General features: G+C 48.0%; 14 protein-coding genes. 3 read left to right on the top strand and 11 right to left on the bottom strand.

Annotated elements, in window-relative coordinates; all coding sequences use genetic code 11:
* Positions 1-21 precede the first annotated feature (21 nt).
* Positions 22-444 (top strand): type IV pilin protein, encoded by a 423-nt coding sequence (locus KBW69_RS07470; RefSeq protein WP_306674516.1) that lies wholly within the window; start codon positions 22-24, stop codon positions 442-444.
* Positions 445-451: 7 nt separating this feature from the next.
* Here KBW69_RS07470 and KBW69_RS07465 read toward each other — a convergent pair whose 3' ends face one another.
* From KBW69_RS07465 to KBW69_RS07435, 7 genes are all read right to left on the bottom strand, one after another.
* A complete protein-coding gene (locus tag KBW69_RS07465) occupies positions 452-856 on the bottom strand; it encodes a type IV pilin protein (RefSeq protein ID WP_257280487.1) in 405 nt (134 codons plus the stop codon).
* The gene (locus KBW69_RS07460; RefSeq protein WP_257280486.1) at positions 853-3,297 is read right to left on the bottom strand and encodes a pilus assembly protein; all 2,445 of its coding nucleotides are present in this window, start codon (positions 3,295-3,297) and stop codon (positions 853-855) included. Before KBW69_RS07460 ends, KBW69_RS07465 begins: the two co-directional genes overlap by 4 nt.
* 62 nt (positions 3,298-3,359) lie before the next feature.
* Complete coding sequence (locus tag KBW69_RS07455) at positions 3,360-3,782, bottom strand: hypothetical protein (protein ID WP_257280485.1); 423 nt, start codon at positions 3,780-3,782, stop codon at positions 3,360-3,362.
* A 34-nt stretch (positions 3,783-3,816) separates the two neighbouring features.
* Positions 3,817-4,587 carry a PilW family protein gene (locus KBW69_RS07450; protein ID WP_257280484.1) on the bottom strand — a complete coding sequence of 257 codons (771 nt, stop codon included), beginning with the start codon at positions 4,585-4,587 and terminating at the stop codon, positions 3,817-3,819.
* The gene (gene pilV / locus KBW69_RS07445) at positions 4,584-5,129 is read right to left on the bottom strand and encodes a type IV pilus modification protein PilV (RefSeq protein WP_257280483.1); all 546 of its coding nucleotides are present in this window, start codon (positions 5,127-5,129) and stop codon (positions 4,584-4,586) included. The genes KBW69_RS07450 and pilV (KBW69_RS07445) overlap by 4 nt, the downstream gene beginning before the upstream one ends.
* Positions 5,129-5,632: a GspH/FimT family protein gene (locus tag KBW69_RS07440; RefSeq protein WP_257280482.1), complete on the bottom strand. Its 504-nt coding sequence runs from the start codon at positions 5,630-5,632 to the stop codon at positions 5,129-5,131. The genes pilV (KBW69_RS07445) and KBW69_RS07440 overlap by 1 nt, the downstream gene beginning before the upstream one ends.
* A gap of 339 nt (positions 5,633-5,971) precedes the next feature.
* Entirely contained in the window at positions 5,972-7,837 is a 1,866-nt protein-coding gene (locus KBW69_RS07435) for an autotransporter domain-containing protein (protein ID WP_257280481.1), read from the bottom strand.
* 492 nt (positions 7,838-8,329) lie between these two features.
* Here KBW69_RS07435 and KBW69_RS07430 point away from each other — a divergent pair, with 492 nt between their 5' ends.
* Both KBW69_RS07430 and KBW69_RS07425 read left to right on the top strand, forming a co-directional pair.
* A complete protein-coding gene (locus KBW69_RS07430; RefSeq protein ID WP_257280480.1) occupies positions 8,330-8,845 on the top strand; it encodes a hypothetical protein in 516 nt (171 codons plus the stop codon).
* Positions 8,808-10,382, top strand: a complete 1,575-nt coding sequence (locus KBW69_RS07425; RefSeq protein ID WP_257280479.1) for a hypothetical protein — start codon at positions 8,808-8,810, stop codon at positions 10,380-10,382. Before KBW69_RS07430 ends, KBW69_RS07425 begins: the two co-directional genes overlap by 38 nt.
* 107 nt (positions 10,383-10,489) lie before the next feature.
* Here the strand turns inward: KBW69_RS07425 and KBW69_RS07420 are convergent, their stop codons facing one another.
* The 4 genes from KBW69_RS07420 to pilV (KBW69_RS07405) are packed head-to-tail and all read right to left on the bottom strand — an operon-like array spanning position 10,490 to position 17,436.
* Positions 10,490-15,259, bottom strand: a complete 4,770-nt coding sequence (locus KBW69_RS07420) for a pilus assembly protein (protein WP_257280478.1) — start codon at positions 15,257-15,259, stop codon at positions 10,490-10,492.
* Between the two features lie 44 nt (positions 15,260-15,303).
* Positions 15,304-15,864 carry a PilX N-terminal domain-containing pilus assembly protein gene (locus KBW69_RS07415; protein ID WP_257280477.1) on the bottom strand — a complete coding sequence of 187 codons (561 nt, stop codon included), beginning with the start codon at positions 15,862-15,864 and terminating at the stop codon, positions 15,304-15,306.
* Positions 15,865-15,874: 10 nt separating this feature from the next.
* On the bottom strand, positions 15,875-16,930 hold the full coding sequence (locus KBW69_RS07410; RefSeq protein WP_257280476.1) for a PilW family protein: 1,056 nt from the start codon (positions 16,928-16,930) through the stop codon (positions 15,875-15,877).
* Positions 16,927-17,436: a type IV pilus modification protein PilV gene (gene pilV / locus KBW69_RS07405; protein WP_257280475.1), complete on the bottom strand. Its 510-nt coding sequence runs from the start codon at positions 17,434-17,436 to the stop codon at positions 16,927-16,929. The genes KBW69_RS07410 and pilV (KBW69_RS07405) overlap by 4 nt, the downstream gene beginning before the upstream one ends.
* Between the last annotated feature and the right edge of the window lie 14 nt (positions 17,437-17,450).

Raw genomic sequence — 17,450 nt, 5'->3', positions numbered from 1 at the left:
ATTATGTTAAGGAGCTGAGTTATGGACAACCGGTCAATGTCTATGGAAGACAGTGGCTTCACTCTGATCGAGCTGATGATCGTCGTTGCTATCATCGGCATCATTGTCGCTGTTGCCATCCCATCCTATCAACAATATGTTTTTGAAAGTCGCAGGACGGATGCCCATGTCGCCCTGATGACGGCAGCGGCAGAACAAGAAAAGTTTTACACCTACGATAATGCTTATACCACTGATATCAACAATCTTGGTGGTGCTACTTCTCCAGATGGGCATTACACCATTGCGGTAACAGGGACAAACACCACGTATACGTTGACGGCTACGGCGAATAGCAGCAGTAGCCAGATTGACGATACTGACTGTCGAACCATCACCTTGAATCAGCTCGGGGTCAAAGGCAGCCTGAACAGCGCGGCGGCACCGTCTTCGGGCTGCTGGTGAGAAGAAGCTATTGCCAGGCACTAACAGGCGTTCGGGTACCACGGCTGTTAATGGTCAGGGTACCGTCCGGAGCCTGAACACCTTGGGGGGTTGCGGTGAGCAATACACATTGGGAGATTGTCATGGAAGCACAGGCTGTCGCAGTGATCAGATAATGACCATTCTCGGAAGACACATTATTGGGGCCGGCCAGTGTGTAACCCAATTTTGAGAGATCACTGGTATACGTCAGTTGTTCGGTAAAATATCGTTCCTGCTGCTGCATCATCGTCAACAGGGATGATATGCCTTCGCTGCGTCGTGACTGCAACACATATTCGTTATACGACGGAACCATAATTCCGATAAGCAGACTGATGATGGTCACCACAATAAAGATTTCAAGCAGTGTAAATCCCTTTACCTTTCTCACTGATTTTCCCTCCAGAACGTTTTGTGGAAAGGTATCGAACCCGCTTCCCTGAGAATATCCTGAAAACACTCCCCACCCACACAGATATCTGCGCCTTGACTGCCACGGTTAAGAATGACAGGGGCTGGAGTCAGGATACTGTAACGAAGCTGTCTCTTGCGGTCGCCCTTAACCACCTGACTGTTACCATCAAGATCAAGCACTGCGCCGGCATTATCGATGTTCAATACATAGAGGAAGCTGGAACCACCGCCACCAGGCGCATAGGTAGTAAAGGTCAAAACATTATTGAACACGGTGGGCCTGCCCAATAGTTTTTCTCCAGACACCTCAAAGCGGATATACCATCCTTTCTGACTGTCCAGCGCATTGAGAGCCGCCGCTCGCTGCCCCCCATTTCCCTGCTGTACGAGGTTGGCCGTGGCATCGTAGAGCGCTGACTCATCAATGACTGAACCATTGTGGTAGTCATAACTGACAGGCGCGTTGTAAATATTGGGATCTCTGATGACATAAAGCCGGTCATCCACCTGAGTATCCAGAGGTTTCGCCCTGAAGCCGCTGCCTACCACAATATTCAGATGGTCAAGCGATCTGGACAGGGAAACGTCTGGCTTTTCATAAAACCGCCGGGCATCGGCCTGGGTACTGCCAGAGAAGTTGGCAATTCGGCCTCCCGTGGCAAAGTCACTGGCCCCGGTGTTGCTCTGGTTGACATCGAATCGCCAGACCTGACCGCCAATGTCCACCGCAAAAAAGTAATCCGTCAGTCCATCCCTGTCGATGTCGATAACCGCCAGATCAGCAGGAATACTGTAATTCATATCCGTCAGGTCCAGGTCCGTGCCACTGTTGCCGGCAGACCAGAGCTTCTGGCCTGTGCTGGCATCCACCATGTAGATTCCCCGCCCGATGTCATTATGGCCGATCGTCGTTTGTTCATCGGCATCCTGATCGTAGCCAGCACCGAACAACAGCACCTGCCTGTCGGCTCCATTAAAACGGACCTTTGCCGGAGTCGGGGCTGACCAGGTCTGGCCCAGCTCAGGAAAATCAGGATTCAGTGTTGTGCTGTCTGCCTGATTGTTCCTATCCTGGTCGCCTCGAATCACCCATCTCAATTCCGGGTTATATCTGCGAATGACGTCCAGAGCGTAGATATTACTGCCACCACGCCTCATGGTGAGATAAAGGTTGACATGCTCTCCGGAATCGGGAAAGCCATTATTGCTCTGAAGAACATCACCATCACCGTTGGCATCATTGATCCATACCGTCATCGGGCCATCCATGCCATAAAGCTTGACCGGTGTATTATTCACAGTGGGAGGAGGTATTTGAGGGCGGCTCCTGAGCCTGCAGCTCTGATTAAGATTGAGATCACCAAAGCGATAGCGATACTCGCAAAACTCAGGGTTGTGACAGGTGCCCGGGGGCGCAAATATATTATAGTCACAGTCGCCATCTGTCCTTGGTGCATTGAGACGGCAACTTTGTGAAGGATGAATATCAAACAATTGATACTGAAAACTGCACCAGTATTCAGGGATGCAACTACCGGGTATTCTGAAGTTCCAGACACACCCCTCATCGGAAGATGGGCCGGTATAGTGGTCTGCCCCTTGTACCAGATTGTCTTTGTAGATTTTAAGGTTAACGAGCAGCTCTTTAGGGATAAATGAGAACTCAGTGCTGCCATTATCGGTATTCACAGCGTGTAAGAAGCCGTCGTTGGTGGTGAAATAAACCGTTCGGTCCACCACGGACCCGGCACTGTTCTTATAATAAGTGATCACTTTTGGCTGGGTATGAAGCGGATCGCCCGTACTGGTTCGGTTGTCCGTAGTAGAACCGTCACCGTCTTCGTCGTCTACATCAACCCCTCTGGCCCACTTGAGAACATTGGTACGGTTCGTTGCCGCTGCACTTCCGGACAGACCCAGAATCCCGGTGGTAATGCCCGCGTTATTCTCAGTGACACGATTACCCGAAGCATTCAGGTTGGCGCTGTTACTGCCAGTAATATTGGAGACCACCGTCCGACTTTTTTTCAAATGGGCAGCCATTCCTCCTGAAGTAGCACTGTTACCATCGTTGGTATTACCCCAAAAACTTCTGGAGCTGCCGGTAAAAAATCCGGTGGACGAATCAATGGCCAGATGACCATTGGCATCATAAACCTGGTTATCCGTTCCCAGACTGTAGCGTTTGAGGTTTCCCCGCCAGCCAGGACCATTAATCATCCAGAGCAGGATGTAATAGAGTTCATCAGAGTTTTGCAGCGAGTTTGCGGCATCACCGACCGATGCAGGTGCAGCAAACCCCAGAAAATCAACCTGACCATTATTGAAGCCATTGATCAGAAGATCAGTATCGTCAGACCAAGCCTCTGACAGGCACATCAGGCAGAGAGCCGGTATAGACAGTAAACGATGCTTCAAAAGGAAAATCCTCAGTCAGGTGTTCTTATTTTTTCCATCGGCAGCACAGCCTTCAGATTGATTCAGAGAGTGGTCACGAAGGTAAAGCCCAGAGTCTGGCTGGAGCGTGCACCTGTCTGACCCAGGGTAGCGACGCTATCAATTTCGAACATCAGGCCAATGTATTTCCCGAGACTGTAACCCGGAGGTGGTGGCACTTCGCCGATATATCGGAGTGTGGCAGTCTGGCAAACTTGAGCCGGGTTAGCACAACCTGACGGGTTCTGTATGATGCTCAGATTGACATCAGCGGCCATGGCATCCAGTAAAACACCGGAGTTGTTAATAAGGTATTGATACTGCCCATCCAGCTCACTGTAAGAGACCTGATAGACCTGCAATCCTTTCTGCTCATTACTGACCGCCATTTCCCCAAAAATGGCCATTTCCATGACAAACAACCCCGAGAATAACATCACCAGCATAATGATCATGGTCAACAGCATGATCGCACCCTGCTGTCTGACTCTGTGAATGGGTCTAGAAACCGGCGTTGTTAAGTTTGTTCGCTGTGGTAAAGACATATCGGGGGCGTCCATCGTTAAGGGTCAAAGTACCGCTTTCCAGAATGTTGTAAGTTCGGGTTCGCCGCTCAAATGAGCGAACCTGCTGGCCGGAATTGACCAGAACGCCCAGTCTGACACTTCTGACATCCTGCCAGTTACTGACCGCACTGGCCGCCAGGTACTGATGCACATTATTGGTATTGTTATTCGTCACTCCATAAACCACCTGAAGACGCTCAACACCCACGATGACAGCCCTGGCTGCACCTCTGGCTGCGGAGTTTGCCGGGTTGTATCCCCGGCAGAACAAGGTATCAATATTGCCATTAGCCGGATCAGCTGCCACATAGTAAACATCGGCTGTCAGCTCCCCTGAAGGAACGGTGTTACCCGCACAATCCTGACCATTGCGGGGTAGAAACTGGACAGCGACCTGATCACTGTTCGTTCCGCCACCATCCAATGTGCACTGAGCAGCACTGCCACATCGACCGGTAAAGAATGGCAGCACCCGACTGTTCACTTCATTGCTGTAGCCTGCCTGCCTCACGGCACGACTCAGCAAGAACAGGGTATGCCGACCATTCTCCTGAGCAAGGGCAAGATCTTCATGAAAATAAGTGGAACGACTGCTGTTCAACATCAGCTGTAAAAAAGTACCTGTGATCAGCAAACCAATCACCAGTGCCAACATCAGTTCAATCAGCGACAACCCTTGCTGTCGGGATAAGGACGTTCTAATCATTGCCGTAGATAGGTGAGAGTCAGTGACTTTTGAGCCAGAAACAGCGTACCAATACCACCTCTGGTCTCCCATGAAAGGGTTATCGACACGGTCTCACCAGAATTACAGGGGGTGGCAGAACAACTGACGACCAGTTGCTGATTGGAAACCCTGGCATTTCGACACATAAGATCATGAACATCATAGGCAGCCATTTCATCCGCCGTGCAGGCGTTGGCAATGCATTGTCTCGGAACTGAACCGGCACAATAGGAGGGGACATTACCGCTGGCGGTTTGGGCGGTAGTCTGATACTTGCCTGACTCCAGCCCCTGGACATTCACTTTCATACGTTCTGACATTTCATTGGCCAGCCAGATAGCCTGGGAACGCTGCAAGCTGTCTTGAGTCGCCCTGACCGCCTGAGCCTGCATTCCCGCCATTCCAAGAATGCCGACCATAAAAATCACCACACTGATCAACACTTCAATCAGACCAAAGCCATCCTCTTTGCCCTTTGGCAGCTTTGCGTGTGACTTGCGTGCCTTTAAGTGTCCTTCCATCAACAATTCCCTGTCGAAGAAGTTTTTCGAATTTGTCCGGTGACCGTGACCGATACTGTTTTAACTGGAGTGCCCAAGCCGCCGGTGGGACAGGCTCTCATAGTCCGCACCGCTGTCGGGCTGCCCCTGGATGTAAATGTCACAGTATTCCCGGTATTCAGACTGATCGTGACCGCACTGTCAATCTCTCCATAAACCCTGATAACGACCTCACCCGGGTCAACCGAATTATTATTATTGGGATTGACAAAAATCAGCCAGCCTGCTTTCCAGTTGCTGCCAGAGGTATCACAACTTGAGCCGTTTTGGCTGCGACAAAGACTGACATTCACTCCTCGTTTTATCGCCTCACTGCGGGCCACCACCATACTGCTGAAAATTCGTTGATTGTAAAAATCCATTCGAAAGGACTGCACCAGTGAATCCAGATTCACCGTCATAGAGCTAACGATGAACATCAGAAGGATGGTGATCAAAATCTCGATCAGGGTCAGCCCTTTCATAGTTTTGGGCCTGTTGACTGAGCAGCTCCGCTTGAACACAACCTACTTCCTTAACTGAATGACACTTCAACTCTAGGAAAAAAGGAAAGACGAGGGATTCGCGGAATGACAGGCGGCTTATTCAAGTGTGGACCGGATTCCACCTGCAAAAAAAGCTTCAAAGAATTGACACGATTCAGGGAATCAATGGCTTTCCCAGTGAATAACAAAGATCTGTTGCCATGATCCTGTAAGCCTGCATGAGATCAGGTGATGCTGGACGCGTCTGTAAAGCAAGTCAGTCAGCACAAAAAAAGGCCGGATTGGTGTATGCCGAACCGGCCTTTTTTATTATCCACCTCAGAAAGCGGCTGAATACGTCAAACTGACCAGCTCGGAGCCATCAGCCTGATCGCTATAGTTATAACTCAGGCGCAACTTGCCATCACCCAAATCCATAGCGGCGCCCAGATTAGCGGTAACGAAGCCGCCTTCATCCACATAGGCTCCGGGTAGGTGGTACTGCCCAAAATTCAAATTGGTATTAGTTACATTAATGCTCTCAAAGCCACCTTCCTGCTCATCTGTATGATACATTTCGGCGTCAATGACAATGGTTTCCGTGAGCTGCATACTCCCCATAAAACCAGCACGCAACTGCATACTTTCTGTGGATTGATTCCCCCAGTCGTAATTGGAAATTTCGCCGCCACTCTCGGTATAACCGTTAACAGAAGCATAAATGGTTTGTAATCCCAGAACGGGGCCAAAAACAAACCTCGCCGATTGATCCAGCAGATTGTAGCCAGCCAGAAGATCCAGCCCCAAAGCATAACCGTCGGTATCACCCTTGGCAGTGTAAGTTTGCGAACCCATGGTGAAGCCCCGCGCAAGGTCAGAATAATCCATATTGGTATAACCCAGTGCACCTTCCACAAACCAGGCACCTTCACGATAACCATAAAGAATATTCAGACCATAATTGTTTGCCTCAAACGATGAATCATCGACATCCAGCTCATTCTGCCCCAGAGTAAGAGCAACACCCAAAAAATGATTGTCATCCAGGCTTTTGATCAATCCCACTGTGGATGAGTAACGATCATCTTCGGGACTTAAGCCGCCATCCAGCTCACTGCTCCCCGAAGCGCCACTGATAAACCAACCACTTTTTACATCCTTCCAGCGGGACTGACGCATTTCATTGGCGACTGCACTGAATTGACTGCGAGCTGCACTGAGCCCCATCTGTGGTAGCAATCCCACTTTCCTGGGGGCTATGATGATATCCGCGATGTAATCTGCAGCCAGAGCATGGGTTTTACCGGTGGGGTGCAAAAAATCATTAAAAATCAGGCTGTCAGGGTCCGGAGCAGTGCCATCAACTCCATAGACCGGATGCTCGAAACATGAGGTTGAAGGACCAGTACTGCCCCCCAGTCCATTGTCATAACAGGTATACACCTGATCGATTGCAGCGCCGGTAACAGCTGCATCCACGCCTGAGGCAAAGCCAAATTGATCAGCATCCCTGATAATAAGATCTATAAAACCCTGAAAATCTACCGGTATGACATTGGCACCGGTTTGGTTGACAAAAATTTCAAGCGCCTGGTTGTAACCGGCAGCAGCAGTACTTGCCACAACGGCATCATTCGGGTCAGCCAGAGCAGCCAGTTGAGTGAGGGGAATCCGCCCCATATCAGGCAAATTTGCCAACATGATATAGTTGGCACCAGCATTACTCAGAGCACCCACTGCTGTAGCCATATTCTGGGCTGATGCCTGAATCGCTGCCGCTTGATCGGGCGCACTCGACCATGTTCCAGCTAAATCATTCCCCCCACCATCGAGAAAGTAGAGTGCATTTCCAGAAGCTGAAGGGTTATCAATCAAGTAAGAATTGAAATTCCCCCCTCGGGTCGTAACGGTATTTGCAGGATCCTGAAGGGCTACACCTCCAACTATGGAGTCCAGAACATCGGCGGTTTGATAGCCACCAACTGCATAGTTGTTACCGCCGTTGGCAAGAATATCAATATTCAATCCCAAGGCCTTAGCCAGCAATTCAGTAGCTATGACTCCGCCATCATTTGTCGCATAAGAGAAGTTGCCTGTATCCAGCAAACTGTCACCGAACACATAAAAGTCACTAAAGGGTTGCTCGGCCTGAGCACCAAAAGATACGGTTGCAGCCACAGCAGCAGATAGAATTTTCCGCCTCATCTTCTTTCCTTATTATTGTTATGATGATTGTTATATGCAGTACTGTGGTGCTATTTTTAGCACCGTGACCAGAATTTAGCAATCAGTCATTAATAAGAAAGTTGTTTACTTCACATCCTCAGAATAGTGATCGGACTACCTGACTCCCAACTCAAATAACTGGACATACAGCACTGTCTGGTATGAGATACAGCCAATAACCGGCATATGACGCCAGAATGGCATTATGATTATACGTTCATTGATGATCTGTATTGCCAATACTGGCTCCTCTTTGAAATGGCCGAGTCGGTAGGCTGTGTCTCGATGATCTGCTGAATTTTTTGCGTGATCTCAATGTGCATCATCACCTTTTATGCCCTCGGCTCACTCTTCTTGATTTCCTGAAGCAGCAAACTCACCGGTCTTTATTATCGTTCTTTGAACTTTTTTTGGACTTAATAGTCGAAGTCAGTCTGCTCACAAAAAACATTACTTCAGAGAGTTAAGTACATGAATATATCGCAGTCTGGGGCCATCTATGGAAAGACCACCGGAAATGAGCCCTACTCACCAAAGGACAGCGTCGACAGGCTGTCTATCAGCGACAACGCGGCAAGGTTTTTTTTGCCAGCTAATCGCAAACGTCACTACACGGGTTCAGAGCAACCTGTTTTACAGCGCAAGGTTTCTTGCCTTGCACACTTTGGCGGGCCTGGCCCAGTATCCGCTTCAGGTCATGATACTTACCTGGCTCCACTGTCCGCAGCTGAACATCTTCGGGAAACTTTGCAGAACCTTATCAAAACATTGCATTATCAAAAAATAACCATCGAAAAGTCTGACGTTAAAGAACCGGAATACCAGCTTGAAGAAACGAAGGAAGATGATAAAACCGATGAGGCACTGAATATCTTTATCGGCTTTATATTATACAAGGAGGATCTGCAGGGAAGACCGTGGTTTTTTTGCAAGAGAACAAAATCGATATTTGCCAGACCAAACAATCGATACTGGAAGGGTTACTGAGATCTGTGATGTCCTGAAGAAAATATTCCAAGAGCATTCACAAGGAGTAAAATCTAACAAAGACTATTTTAAAGACAAAGGTCTAAATTATGATCTCGCTGAAATGCTGATTGATTATCTTGCAGAAACCGGTTTTATCCCAGTCTGGAAGAATGGCGATAATGTACCCTGGCTTTTGCGCAGGCAACTGTTTCAATTTTTTGAAAAAATATTATCACGTTACGGCAAGTTTTCTGAGCTAATCGCTATATTTGGTTTTATTGACAAACATAAATCCGATTTCATTAAGATTGCCAAAACTTCTGGCTATGGCAATAATAATTTGTTGTCGCGTGTTTTACGCACCGATGATGACCTGCGCGAAACATTTAACAAATCGATGATGGCAGAAATATTTGAACGACGCTATATGCATGTTATTGACAGTATGTTTGCCAAAAAGTCCGAATTCGTGGAGAGCAGCGGGTATCCATTGATGAGTCCATGCCTTAAATATGGAGAAGAGTTCGAATATTATCTTAACTCTTTATCGGACACGAAAAGTGAAGCTAGGCATAAAGCCCTGTATCCTCTTGAAGAGCGCCTTGAACAGCAGGGTTTTAAGTACCTTGGTTTGAATAAACATAACCAGAGACGGTATACCCTAAACAATGATTTTGAGATTATCTCGTTCCTGGATACAATGGAGTGTCTTGAAATAAACTGTAAGCCATACCATTTAGATGATAAACATGTCCATGAATGCTTTAAAAAGGTGATTAATGCGATTGATTTCCTGCGCAATAACAGGGTTATCAGTTATAGCTCGGGGCACAAACATGTTGATGTGTTGAGTGCTACAGGCGGCGATCCCGCAATTATTATGGCAATCGAATGTGAATTACAAAACAATCCCTATTTACTCAGATTTTTTGGTAATGATAAACGAATTGTCTCGGACAGAGAGGCGCAATGGCATAAAACATTCGGTGATTTTGAGAAGCTGAAGGGTAGCGCGATAGTCAGGATGAATCAAATGATTGCGCATTATAATACGAAACTAATGGATGGGGACTATTGCATCAGCAATCTGCAAGGAGTAACCAATGAAGAAAAAATGGAAAACCTGAAACAGTTTACTGGTTTTTACAGTCGATTTGTTCATATGACCGACTTTCAGCATATGACCGGGAAATGGAAGTTTTGGCCATGCGATCAATTTGATGCGCTTTCAGGCGTTGCAGAAAAGTACATGGCGATCTCGTTATTACATATCAACGGAACAGCTGGTATCGATGCACTTCCAACGATGGAATTCCGTTTTTTTCGCTGCCCTAAAACAGCTGAAGAGGTACAACTGGTCAATGAATTCTTGCAGGCCTGGTTTCAATTTGTCCACCAGTGTCGGCGTGATAACGTCCCTCTGGAACCCGTTCCTGCTGACATCAAAGCATCCAGAGATTATTCCCCTGAAGAAGTGCGGAGCTGTAGTCTTGCCTATCTCGAAAAAATAGGTCTGGATTGGCGACGTTATCTGGTCTTTTTGGGTGAAGCATAATGACTTTACCCAATACTGAAGTTATGTGACATATTTGGTGAATACCGAACAATGATTGTAAATATCCAATCGAAAAGAATGAAGGGCAATACCAGAGATCCATGGAATCATTCGCTTCCCCAGGGAATGCGCAAGATCTGTCGCCATGACATTCTACCGGAAGTCTGAAAATTGTAATTCAGTTCGTGACTGCTGATACTGCCTCCAGCGCCCTGGGTAACCGCCGTTCGATGACCACTGGCTCCCTGATGGATAACGGGAGATGATGCATAACCCAGTCCCAGATTGACTCTTTTTATGGAAAGATCCTCACTGACCTGATCGCCCTGATCCTGCCCACCCAGAACGGGATCGGGCGATGCGGTCCCCGTCTGGTAATGCAAGCCAATCAGGGCGCTAGAGCCATCCACTCGACAACTGTCTTCTGACGGTCTGTATTCAGTGAACAGAACCAGTGAAAACAATCGGGAAGCCGAAGTGATTGATCTTCCGGCAGGAATAACACCATCACCCTCCAGATCAAGCACCCAGCCACTCTTGGTCGCAATCACTGACTGAAGTGCAGTAAAGCTGCCGACGGTTGAGGAGTCCACAGTAAAGGCTACATTGCCACTGCTGGTTTTCTTATTGACAGTGCCATTGGTATATACCTGTACGTCCGTCGTATTAACCAAGTCCGACAAAGACACCGCATTATACGTTAAATCACCGTTGCTACTCTGCGGCTCCTTGAAGCCAAAGAATGACTGGGTTTGTGTGGCGCGATTATCATCATACGTCAGAAGCCTTCCACTCCCTACATAAAGCCAGTGACGATTCTTGTCTGAGGCCACAACAGGAGCGGCTGAAACAGGCTTCCCGGTGTCAAGAAGCGTTGTCAGTGTTGAGTCGGTCAGGGTATCCTGCAAACGCAATCTCAGAAGCTTCCCATCCAGAGTTGATGTACCGGTTTCAATAGCGCCCAGATAAAGAGCATCGTCCTTATAATCCCGATCCCAATCGACGGCTGTAGTATTGCCACCGTACGCCTGAGAAATCCCTGAATCCATAGCTGCCATGCCCGACACAAAAGCTTTACTTTTCAGATCATAGACAAAGAGTTTGAGATTCTGGTTACTCGATCCATCATCCAGTGCTGTTCGTATTCCAGCCTCACCTGTACCGATAGGTCCTGATGCAAATGCCAGATACCATTCATTCGTCGTAGGTGCTTGACTCCAGTCATCTTCACCCTGGCTATCTTTGGCAGCCACACGACGTTTTACCAATGTAGGGCGGGAAGTTGTAAAGCCTAGTTCCGGATGGGTTATTTCCGCCAGCAGTTTAGGGGGGGCCTCTGGGTTAGTTATATCCAGCACCACATAGGCAGAGCGCAGTGTTTTGTTATTCCCTCCCAAGGTCACGTCGTAACCACCGCCACCAAGTCGCATACCCATAACCAGAACGGTTCCCCAGCCTCCGGGATAATCACTGTCATTACTGTCAAAAATGTTGGCATCGAAAGTTACTGGCTCTGCATCCATGTAATAAACATGGGGATAGTCAGGCTCTTTCAACCACTGCAGATGGGGCAGCAGATTCATGGGCGTATAAGCCCAAAGTTCCGAACCCAATGGATGACTGACTTCGTTATTGTATCCAGTAACGTTATAGCCATATTGACTTTCATCCCAGAAGCCACCATTAAAAGCGTGGATCATTCCGTCATTACCGCCTACGTAAAGCACGTGCCGACGGTTTTTGTATTGTTCATAAAAGGTGGTATAAGTGGTATCGGAATAGAGGGCATCGAACCGGCTTCCCGGAGAAGAGACCAGCTGCGGTGTTGAATGTATAATATCACCAAGACGCCAGACGTCATCTTCTCCGTCTTCATCGTAGTCGATGGTTCTTGAACGGGTTCCGGAGATTTCCTCACCACGAACATAGTTGACGACATTGGCAACCTCAGATGCTGAAACCCCCAAATAACCTTCCATTGTGTTGAATGTATCAGGCGTCAGTGGCAGAGTTTCACCGGTATCAACGACACCATTATTATTTTCATCCAACCAGGTCAAAATATGGCGGCCGCCTGAAGCGAGAGAACTGAATGTGCGCTGGCTGGTGACATTGGAGAGACTGGACAATTGATCTCTGGCATCCCAGATTGCATTCAGCTGATTGAGGGACTGGAGAGCGCCATCGGGTGTCAGTGTCCCCCCTGAATCTGAAGTAGAATACCGCTGAAACAGAGTCTGGTTGGAGTTGGGGTCAAAAACCAGCTCTACGATTTTGTCAACAGAGTAATCATCAAGCCTGTCATTGCCATTACTATCTTCCCGGAGTAAGCCTTTACTGTCTACAAAGAGGGCATGAAGCATTCCTCCCCAGGAAATTGTTTTACCGTTGTACTCCATAACGGGTTGAAACAGAGCCTGATAGAGAACACCTGTTCCGGTCTGACTGTTCGAAAAAAGGGCTGCGTTGGTGGCAGAGGAGACCCTGCTGACAATATCCTGTAAAACTTGCCCTAGCTGAGCCTCTAGCTGACTGGGATTGCGAGCGAAATAATAGTTGTCAGGTAAACCATCTGCCCCTAACGAGCCGGTAGTATTATTTCGGCTGTCCCACTCACGGTCATCATCTGAAATCCCATCGCCATTATCGTCATACTTGGGAGTACCATCACCATCAAGGTCAACAAAGCCTCCGTATTTAGCCGCAAACCAGAGCGGTTTTTCCAGTCGGCCTGCAGAGTTGCCACTGGCCGTAAAGTTTTTCACTTCATAACCCGCCTGCCCTTTGTAGACAAAATCATTTTGTAATCCATCGTCGTAGGTACCGGCCATTGTGTAACTGAACCTCAAGTTCAATCCAGCGTAAACACCGTCTACATGAACAGCCATTCGTATCTGATCACTGCCAAAGCTTCCAATGCTCAAGGTTGAATCTGAAGTGGCTGTGCACTGGGTTCCTACACAAAATTTGATTCGTGAAGAAGCATCATAATCAAAGTCATTACCCCAGAGAGAGTCCTCCCAGGTAAACAGCAAGCTGCCTTCCACAACCTCACCATCAGAATTCAGTACTGTATTTTCTACCACTACATCGGTCAGTGAGCAGTCACTACCACTTCCAGAGAAATTCGTTCCCGTGCCAAAATTGGAACTGGTATGACAAACCGGTTGGAAAGTGACAGACTTGCCACCGGCATTCAGGGTAAAGCTGGGCATACTTTCTGCTAACTGAATAGAATAGGTTTTGACTTTTTGCACACCATCGAGAGTACTGTTCAAATCGGTCTGGTTGCCATAAAAAGCCAATCCGGACACCTGATAACTACCCTCCAGCTGAGGCAGTTCAGGACATAAACCTTTGGCTTCTGACAACCCATTAAGATACTTGGCTGTACATTGTCGTGTGCTACCAGTCCCACCCACCAGATAGTTACCAGCGAAATTATTGTTATATTCAAGCTCACCCACTTCATCGGTTTTACTATTGACACTGGCAGTACCGGACAAGCCGGGCAAGTCGGCACTGCTCGAGAGTTCATCGGAATCAAAAGAGTTCAGTCCACTGGACAGCAGAATAATAGAACAGTTGGCGCAAGCGTTGGCTGAAGTGACAGGAGAAATCCAGGACTCGGTGGATAATCCTGACACAAATTGATCATCAACACTGGTATCAAACGCACTGGAGGGTGATGACTGACCAGCAAAGTATCTCAGAGCCTCCAGATACATTTCGGCCAGTGGATTGCCCCAGTTGCTGCAATGTCGATTGGAATAGGTTGAACGCCCGGATTTGAAGGTATCAATAGAAATGCCATAAGTGCTGCAGTCGGTATATTTATTCTGACTGTAACTGTATCTGGCAATTCTGAAGCTGTTGATGTGCTGGATGATGCCATTGACGGAGTTATTAAAAATACCATTAGAGACATTGACCTCATCATCAGAAGACGACGAGTTACCGCCAATTTTAGAGATATTTCTACGCAGCAATCCGCCAGAAATATTCTTGTCGTAACTGCCACTGATCAGGCCAAACCGGATACTGCCATCTTCACCATAGCGCTGCAGCAAACCTATCGGCTTGGCGTTGCCATTGGAATATTCTCTGCAACGATCCGATGTTGATGCATCTTTACCTGTTACGCAAGACTCAACCCGAACCGTATTTTCTGCTAACTCATCACTGCTGGAAGGACTGTTGGACGTCCCCCACTGGCACTGAATCACTTCAGTGGATGCCCAGCGAGGCCATTGTCCACTGGCAATACGAAGCTTTGGCTCACCACCTTCACTGGTCGCCAGATTGCAGAGACTTACGGAACCAGTGTAAGGAGTCAGACTGGCAAGATCACTGCCTTTGTAGACTTTGACAAAAGCATGAATATCTCTGGGTAAATAGGCTCGTTCAAGAACGGTCAGAGATGCAGTATCAGCAGAGCGTTTACCCCCAAAGAGCACCCTTCTCAGCACATCCATTCGACTCATGGTGGCCCAATTCAGAAAGTTACCACTCCATGGCGCAGCTGATGTATCGCAGTAATGGCCGTTGCTACCGGTTGCCTGTGCAGCCGGAGAAAAACGACCATTAGAGGAACTGTAGGAATAGCACCACTGACTTTCAAAGTACCCCAGGTACTCGAAGTTGTCTTTATAAGTCACATCCAACTGACCATCACCATCCAGGTCCGAGTAATCCGGATACGCTTTTTTAAACAGCTCGTGATCAACCGACATCACCAACATGACCAGAGGCTCCGAGCTGCGACTTAACAGTGGTGGCACCGAAGAATAGAGATTCGATGAAGGATCTGCTGATGCAAAAGTGGACCAGACTGACAGAACAGAGAGGCTTTTTATCAGTGTTTGTCTTATCTTCATGACTGCACTCCTTGAGCTTAAAGCTCTGCTAGTCAATCTTCTTGCTAGTCATTCTTCTTGTAAGTGGTCTGCAACATGACCCTGGCATCTGTCGAGCCACCGGTTGCCAGTACGGTAATTCGATAAAACTGGGCCCAGTCACTAAAAATGGCCGGGTCGGGAATAGGGCCATCACTTTCCTTAGGTAGATAGCACCGGAACTCAACAATGTATTTGGCCTGAGCAGAAACTCCCTCCAGATTGATGGCAGTTGTCCGATGCTTTGAAGACGTCAACCAGACAGACTCATCTTCCCATGGCCTGTCAGTGCTATTTTCGCAGGTTCCAACCTCGGTACTCTGGGTGCCATTGAAACAAAGCCCATTACTGCAGTCCGCATTAAAACTGGAAAGCGAAAAAACAGTATTGGCAACATAATTTTCAGCCTCAAGCACACCTACTTCGGCAGAGTGAAAGGCCAACTGTTCATTTCGGAAGTTACCGGTCATTTTCTCTTCCAGACTGGCCACCCTGATCGAAGTAATACCTGCTACTGTGATAATCAATAGCAGCACCAGACTGACCAGTAACACACTTCCCTGCTGGGACTCTATCGGACTCTTCATTGAGCGATCCTCACTGCGGAATTCGATTCCGCAACTCCATGGTGAACACAAAAGATCGGCGTAAAAAATTATCTGTGGGGGTTATTCGGTTTCCGGCAAAAAAATAGGACTGAGGTGTGTCCGTCACTTCCTGAAAACTTCTAACCAGTAATTCCATCCGGACACTGGTGACATTTTGCCAATCCAGACTGAATAACCCTATGTCTGAAGCGGTCCTGTACTGATTTGCAATGCCATCGGCGTCAGTGTCATAGCCATAACGCAGACTTAAGTCTTCTACACCTTCAAGAAGCGCTTCAGCTGAATTAATTGCGCCAGAGGCTGTTTCACCGGCAAACCTGCGATAGAGATTCGGAACACCATTGCTGTCCCTGAGGTAGTAAACGACAGACGACAGTGGAAAAACCTGTGAGCCGGTATGACTCTCGCCTCTGGCATCAGCAGCGGATGTCAGACAGTTATAGTTACCACCCAACTGGCTGGTGCAGTTATACAAGTTGCCACTGGAAGCTGATTCGTGAGAGACCGTTGAGCCGGTGGTATTGGCTCCGGCACTGAAAACAGAAACTCCCTGGCAGTCAGAGCGAACCGCAACCAGAAGATCCCCCTGATTAAAACTATGAGGTTCCGAAAGCGTCATTCTGGCTGTGCCGGTATTATGGCTGACAACATTCAGCCCGCTTTCCAGGTCAATCCTGTGTATGACAACACTCTCTGAAATAGCATTGCTATCGACTCTGGAATGATTAGCCACAGGAACACCCAGAATGCCCTTATCAAAGTGCGCCATCCAGGTGCGGTCATCCATGCTGGTAAATACTGCATTGGCAATATCCGCACTGAGGGGGCAACCTGTAGAACCAGCCATGCGAATATCCCTTGCGATCAGATCAATAGCAAAGCGGGCATTTTCCTGAATGCGGGAGAGTTCATCCTGAAGCATGTAAGTACGATTGGCAGTCAAAAAAAGGTGTCCAATACCTGCGATAAGAAAAAGCCCCAGCAGCAGGGCGACCATCATCTCCACCAGCGATAACCCTGCCTGTCTTACCCTCTCTCCATTCATAATGCACTCCTCAACACCACTTCCCGTGCGGCCTGGGCACCACGGGAATCATTGAACTTCAGAGTGATGACATAAACACGACCCGAGGAAGTATCTTCTATAGCAATAGAGCCTGTGGCGTCTGGCAACTGACAGGCCATCTGGAATTTCCATTGCTGAACATCATAGGTAGCTAACTGAGACTCACTGCAGGCTGAAGATTCACAACTATTAATAAAATCCTGAGTAGTACAACCAGCAGCAACATGCTCTGATTCCGTGGTAATGTAATCACTACCTGTGGCCGCGACTGTTTTATTGGCACGAATACGATCCATCATATCGTTAACAATAATGACAGCCTGGGAGCGGAGATAAGCCAACTGATTATGCTGAAGGCTTTTGGTTTGCAGGCCAGCCATGCCCAACACACCGACGGATATCACCAGCAGAGCCACCATAACCTCAATCAGGCCAACCCCCTTCTGACGCAGTCGGTTGAGCAGGTTGCGTGTACTTCCTTTCATACGCACCTCAGTAG

The organism is Endozoicomonas sp. ISHI1 (assembly GCF_024606225.1).
Classification (GTDB): Bacteria; Pseudomonadota; Gammaproteobacteria; order Pseudomonadales; family Endozoicomonadaceae; genus Endozoicomonas_A.
This window is presented reverse-complemented; position numbering and strand designations above follow the sequence as displayed.

Bases quoted from the DNA above. Each gene is read 5' to 3' on its own strand.
- KBW69_RS07470 (WP_306674516.1), top strand. From the start codon at position 22: ATGGACAACCGGTCAATGTCTATGGAAGACAGTGGCTTCACTCTGATC.
- KBW69_RS07455 (WP_257280485.1), bottom strand. From the start codon at position 3,782: ATGCTGTTGACCATGATCATTATGCTGGTGATGTTATTCTCGGGGTTG.
- KBW69_RS07450 (WP_257280484.1), bottom strand. From the start codon at position 4,587: ATGATTAGAACGTCCTTATCCCGACAGCAAGGGTTGTCGCTGATTGAA.
- pilV (WP_257280483.1), bottom strand. From the start codon at position 5,129: ATGGAAGGACACTTAAAGGCACGCAAGTCACACGCAAAGCTGCCAAAG.
- KBW69_RS07440 (WP_257280482.1), bottom strand. From the start codon at position 5,632: ATGAAAGGGCTGACCCTGATCGAGATTTTGATCACCATCCTTCTGATG.
- KBW69_RS07435 (WP_257280481.1), bottom strand. From the start codon at position 7,837: ATGAGGCGGAAAATTCTATCTGCTGCTGTGGCTGCAACCGTATCTTTT.
- KBW69_RS07430 (WP_257280480.1), top strand. From the start codon at position 8,330: ATGAATATATCGCAGTCTGGGGCCATCTATGGAAAGACCACCGGAAAT.
- KBW69_RS07420 (WP_257280478.1), bottom strand. From the start codon at position 15,259: ATGAAGATAAGACAAACACTGATAAAAAGCCTCTCTGTTCTGTCAGTC.
- KBW69_RS07415 (WP_257280477.1), bottom strand. From the start codon at position 15,864: ATGAAGAGTCCGATAGAGTCCCAGCAGGGAAGTGTGTTACTGGTCAGT.
- KBW69_RS07410 (WP_257280476.1), bottom strand. From the start codon at position 16,930: ATGAATGGAGAGAGGGTAAGACAGGCAGGGTTATCGCTGGTGGAGATG.
- pilV (WP_257280475.1), bottom strand. From the start codon at position 17,436: ATGAAAGGAAGTACACGCAACCTGCTCAACCGACTGCGTCAGAAGGGG.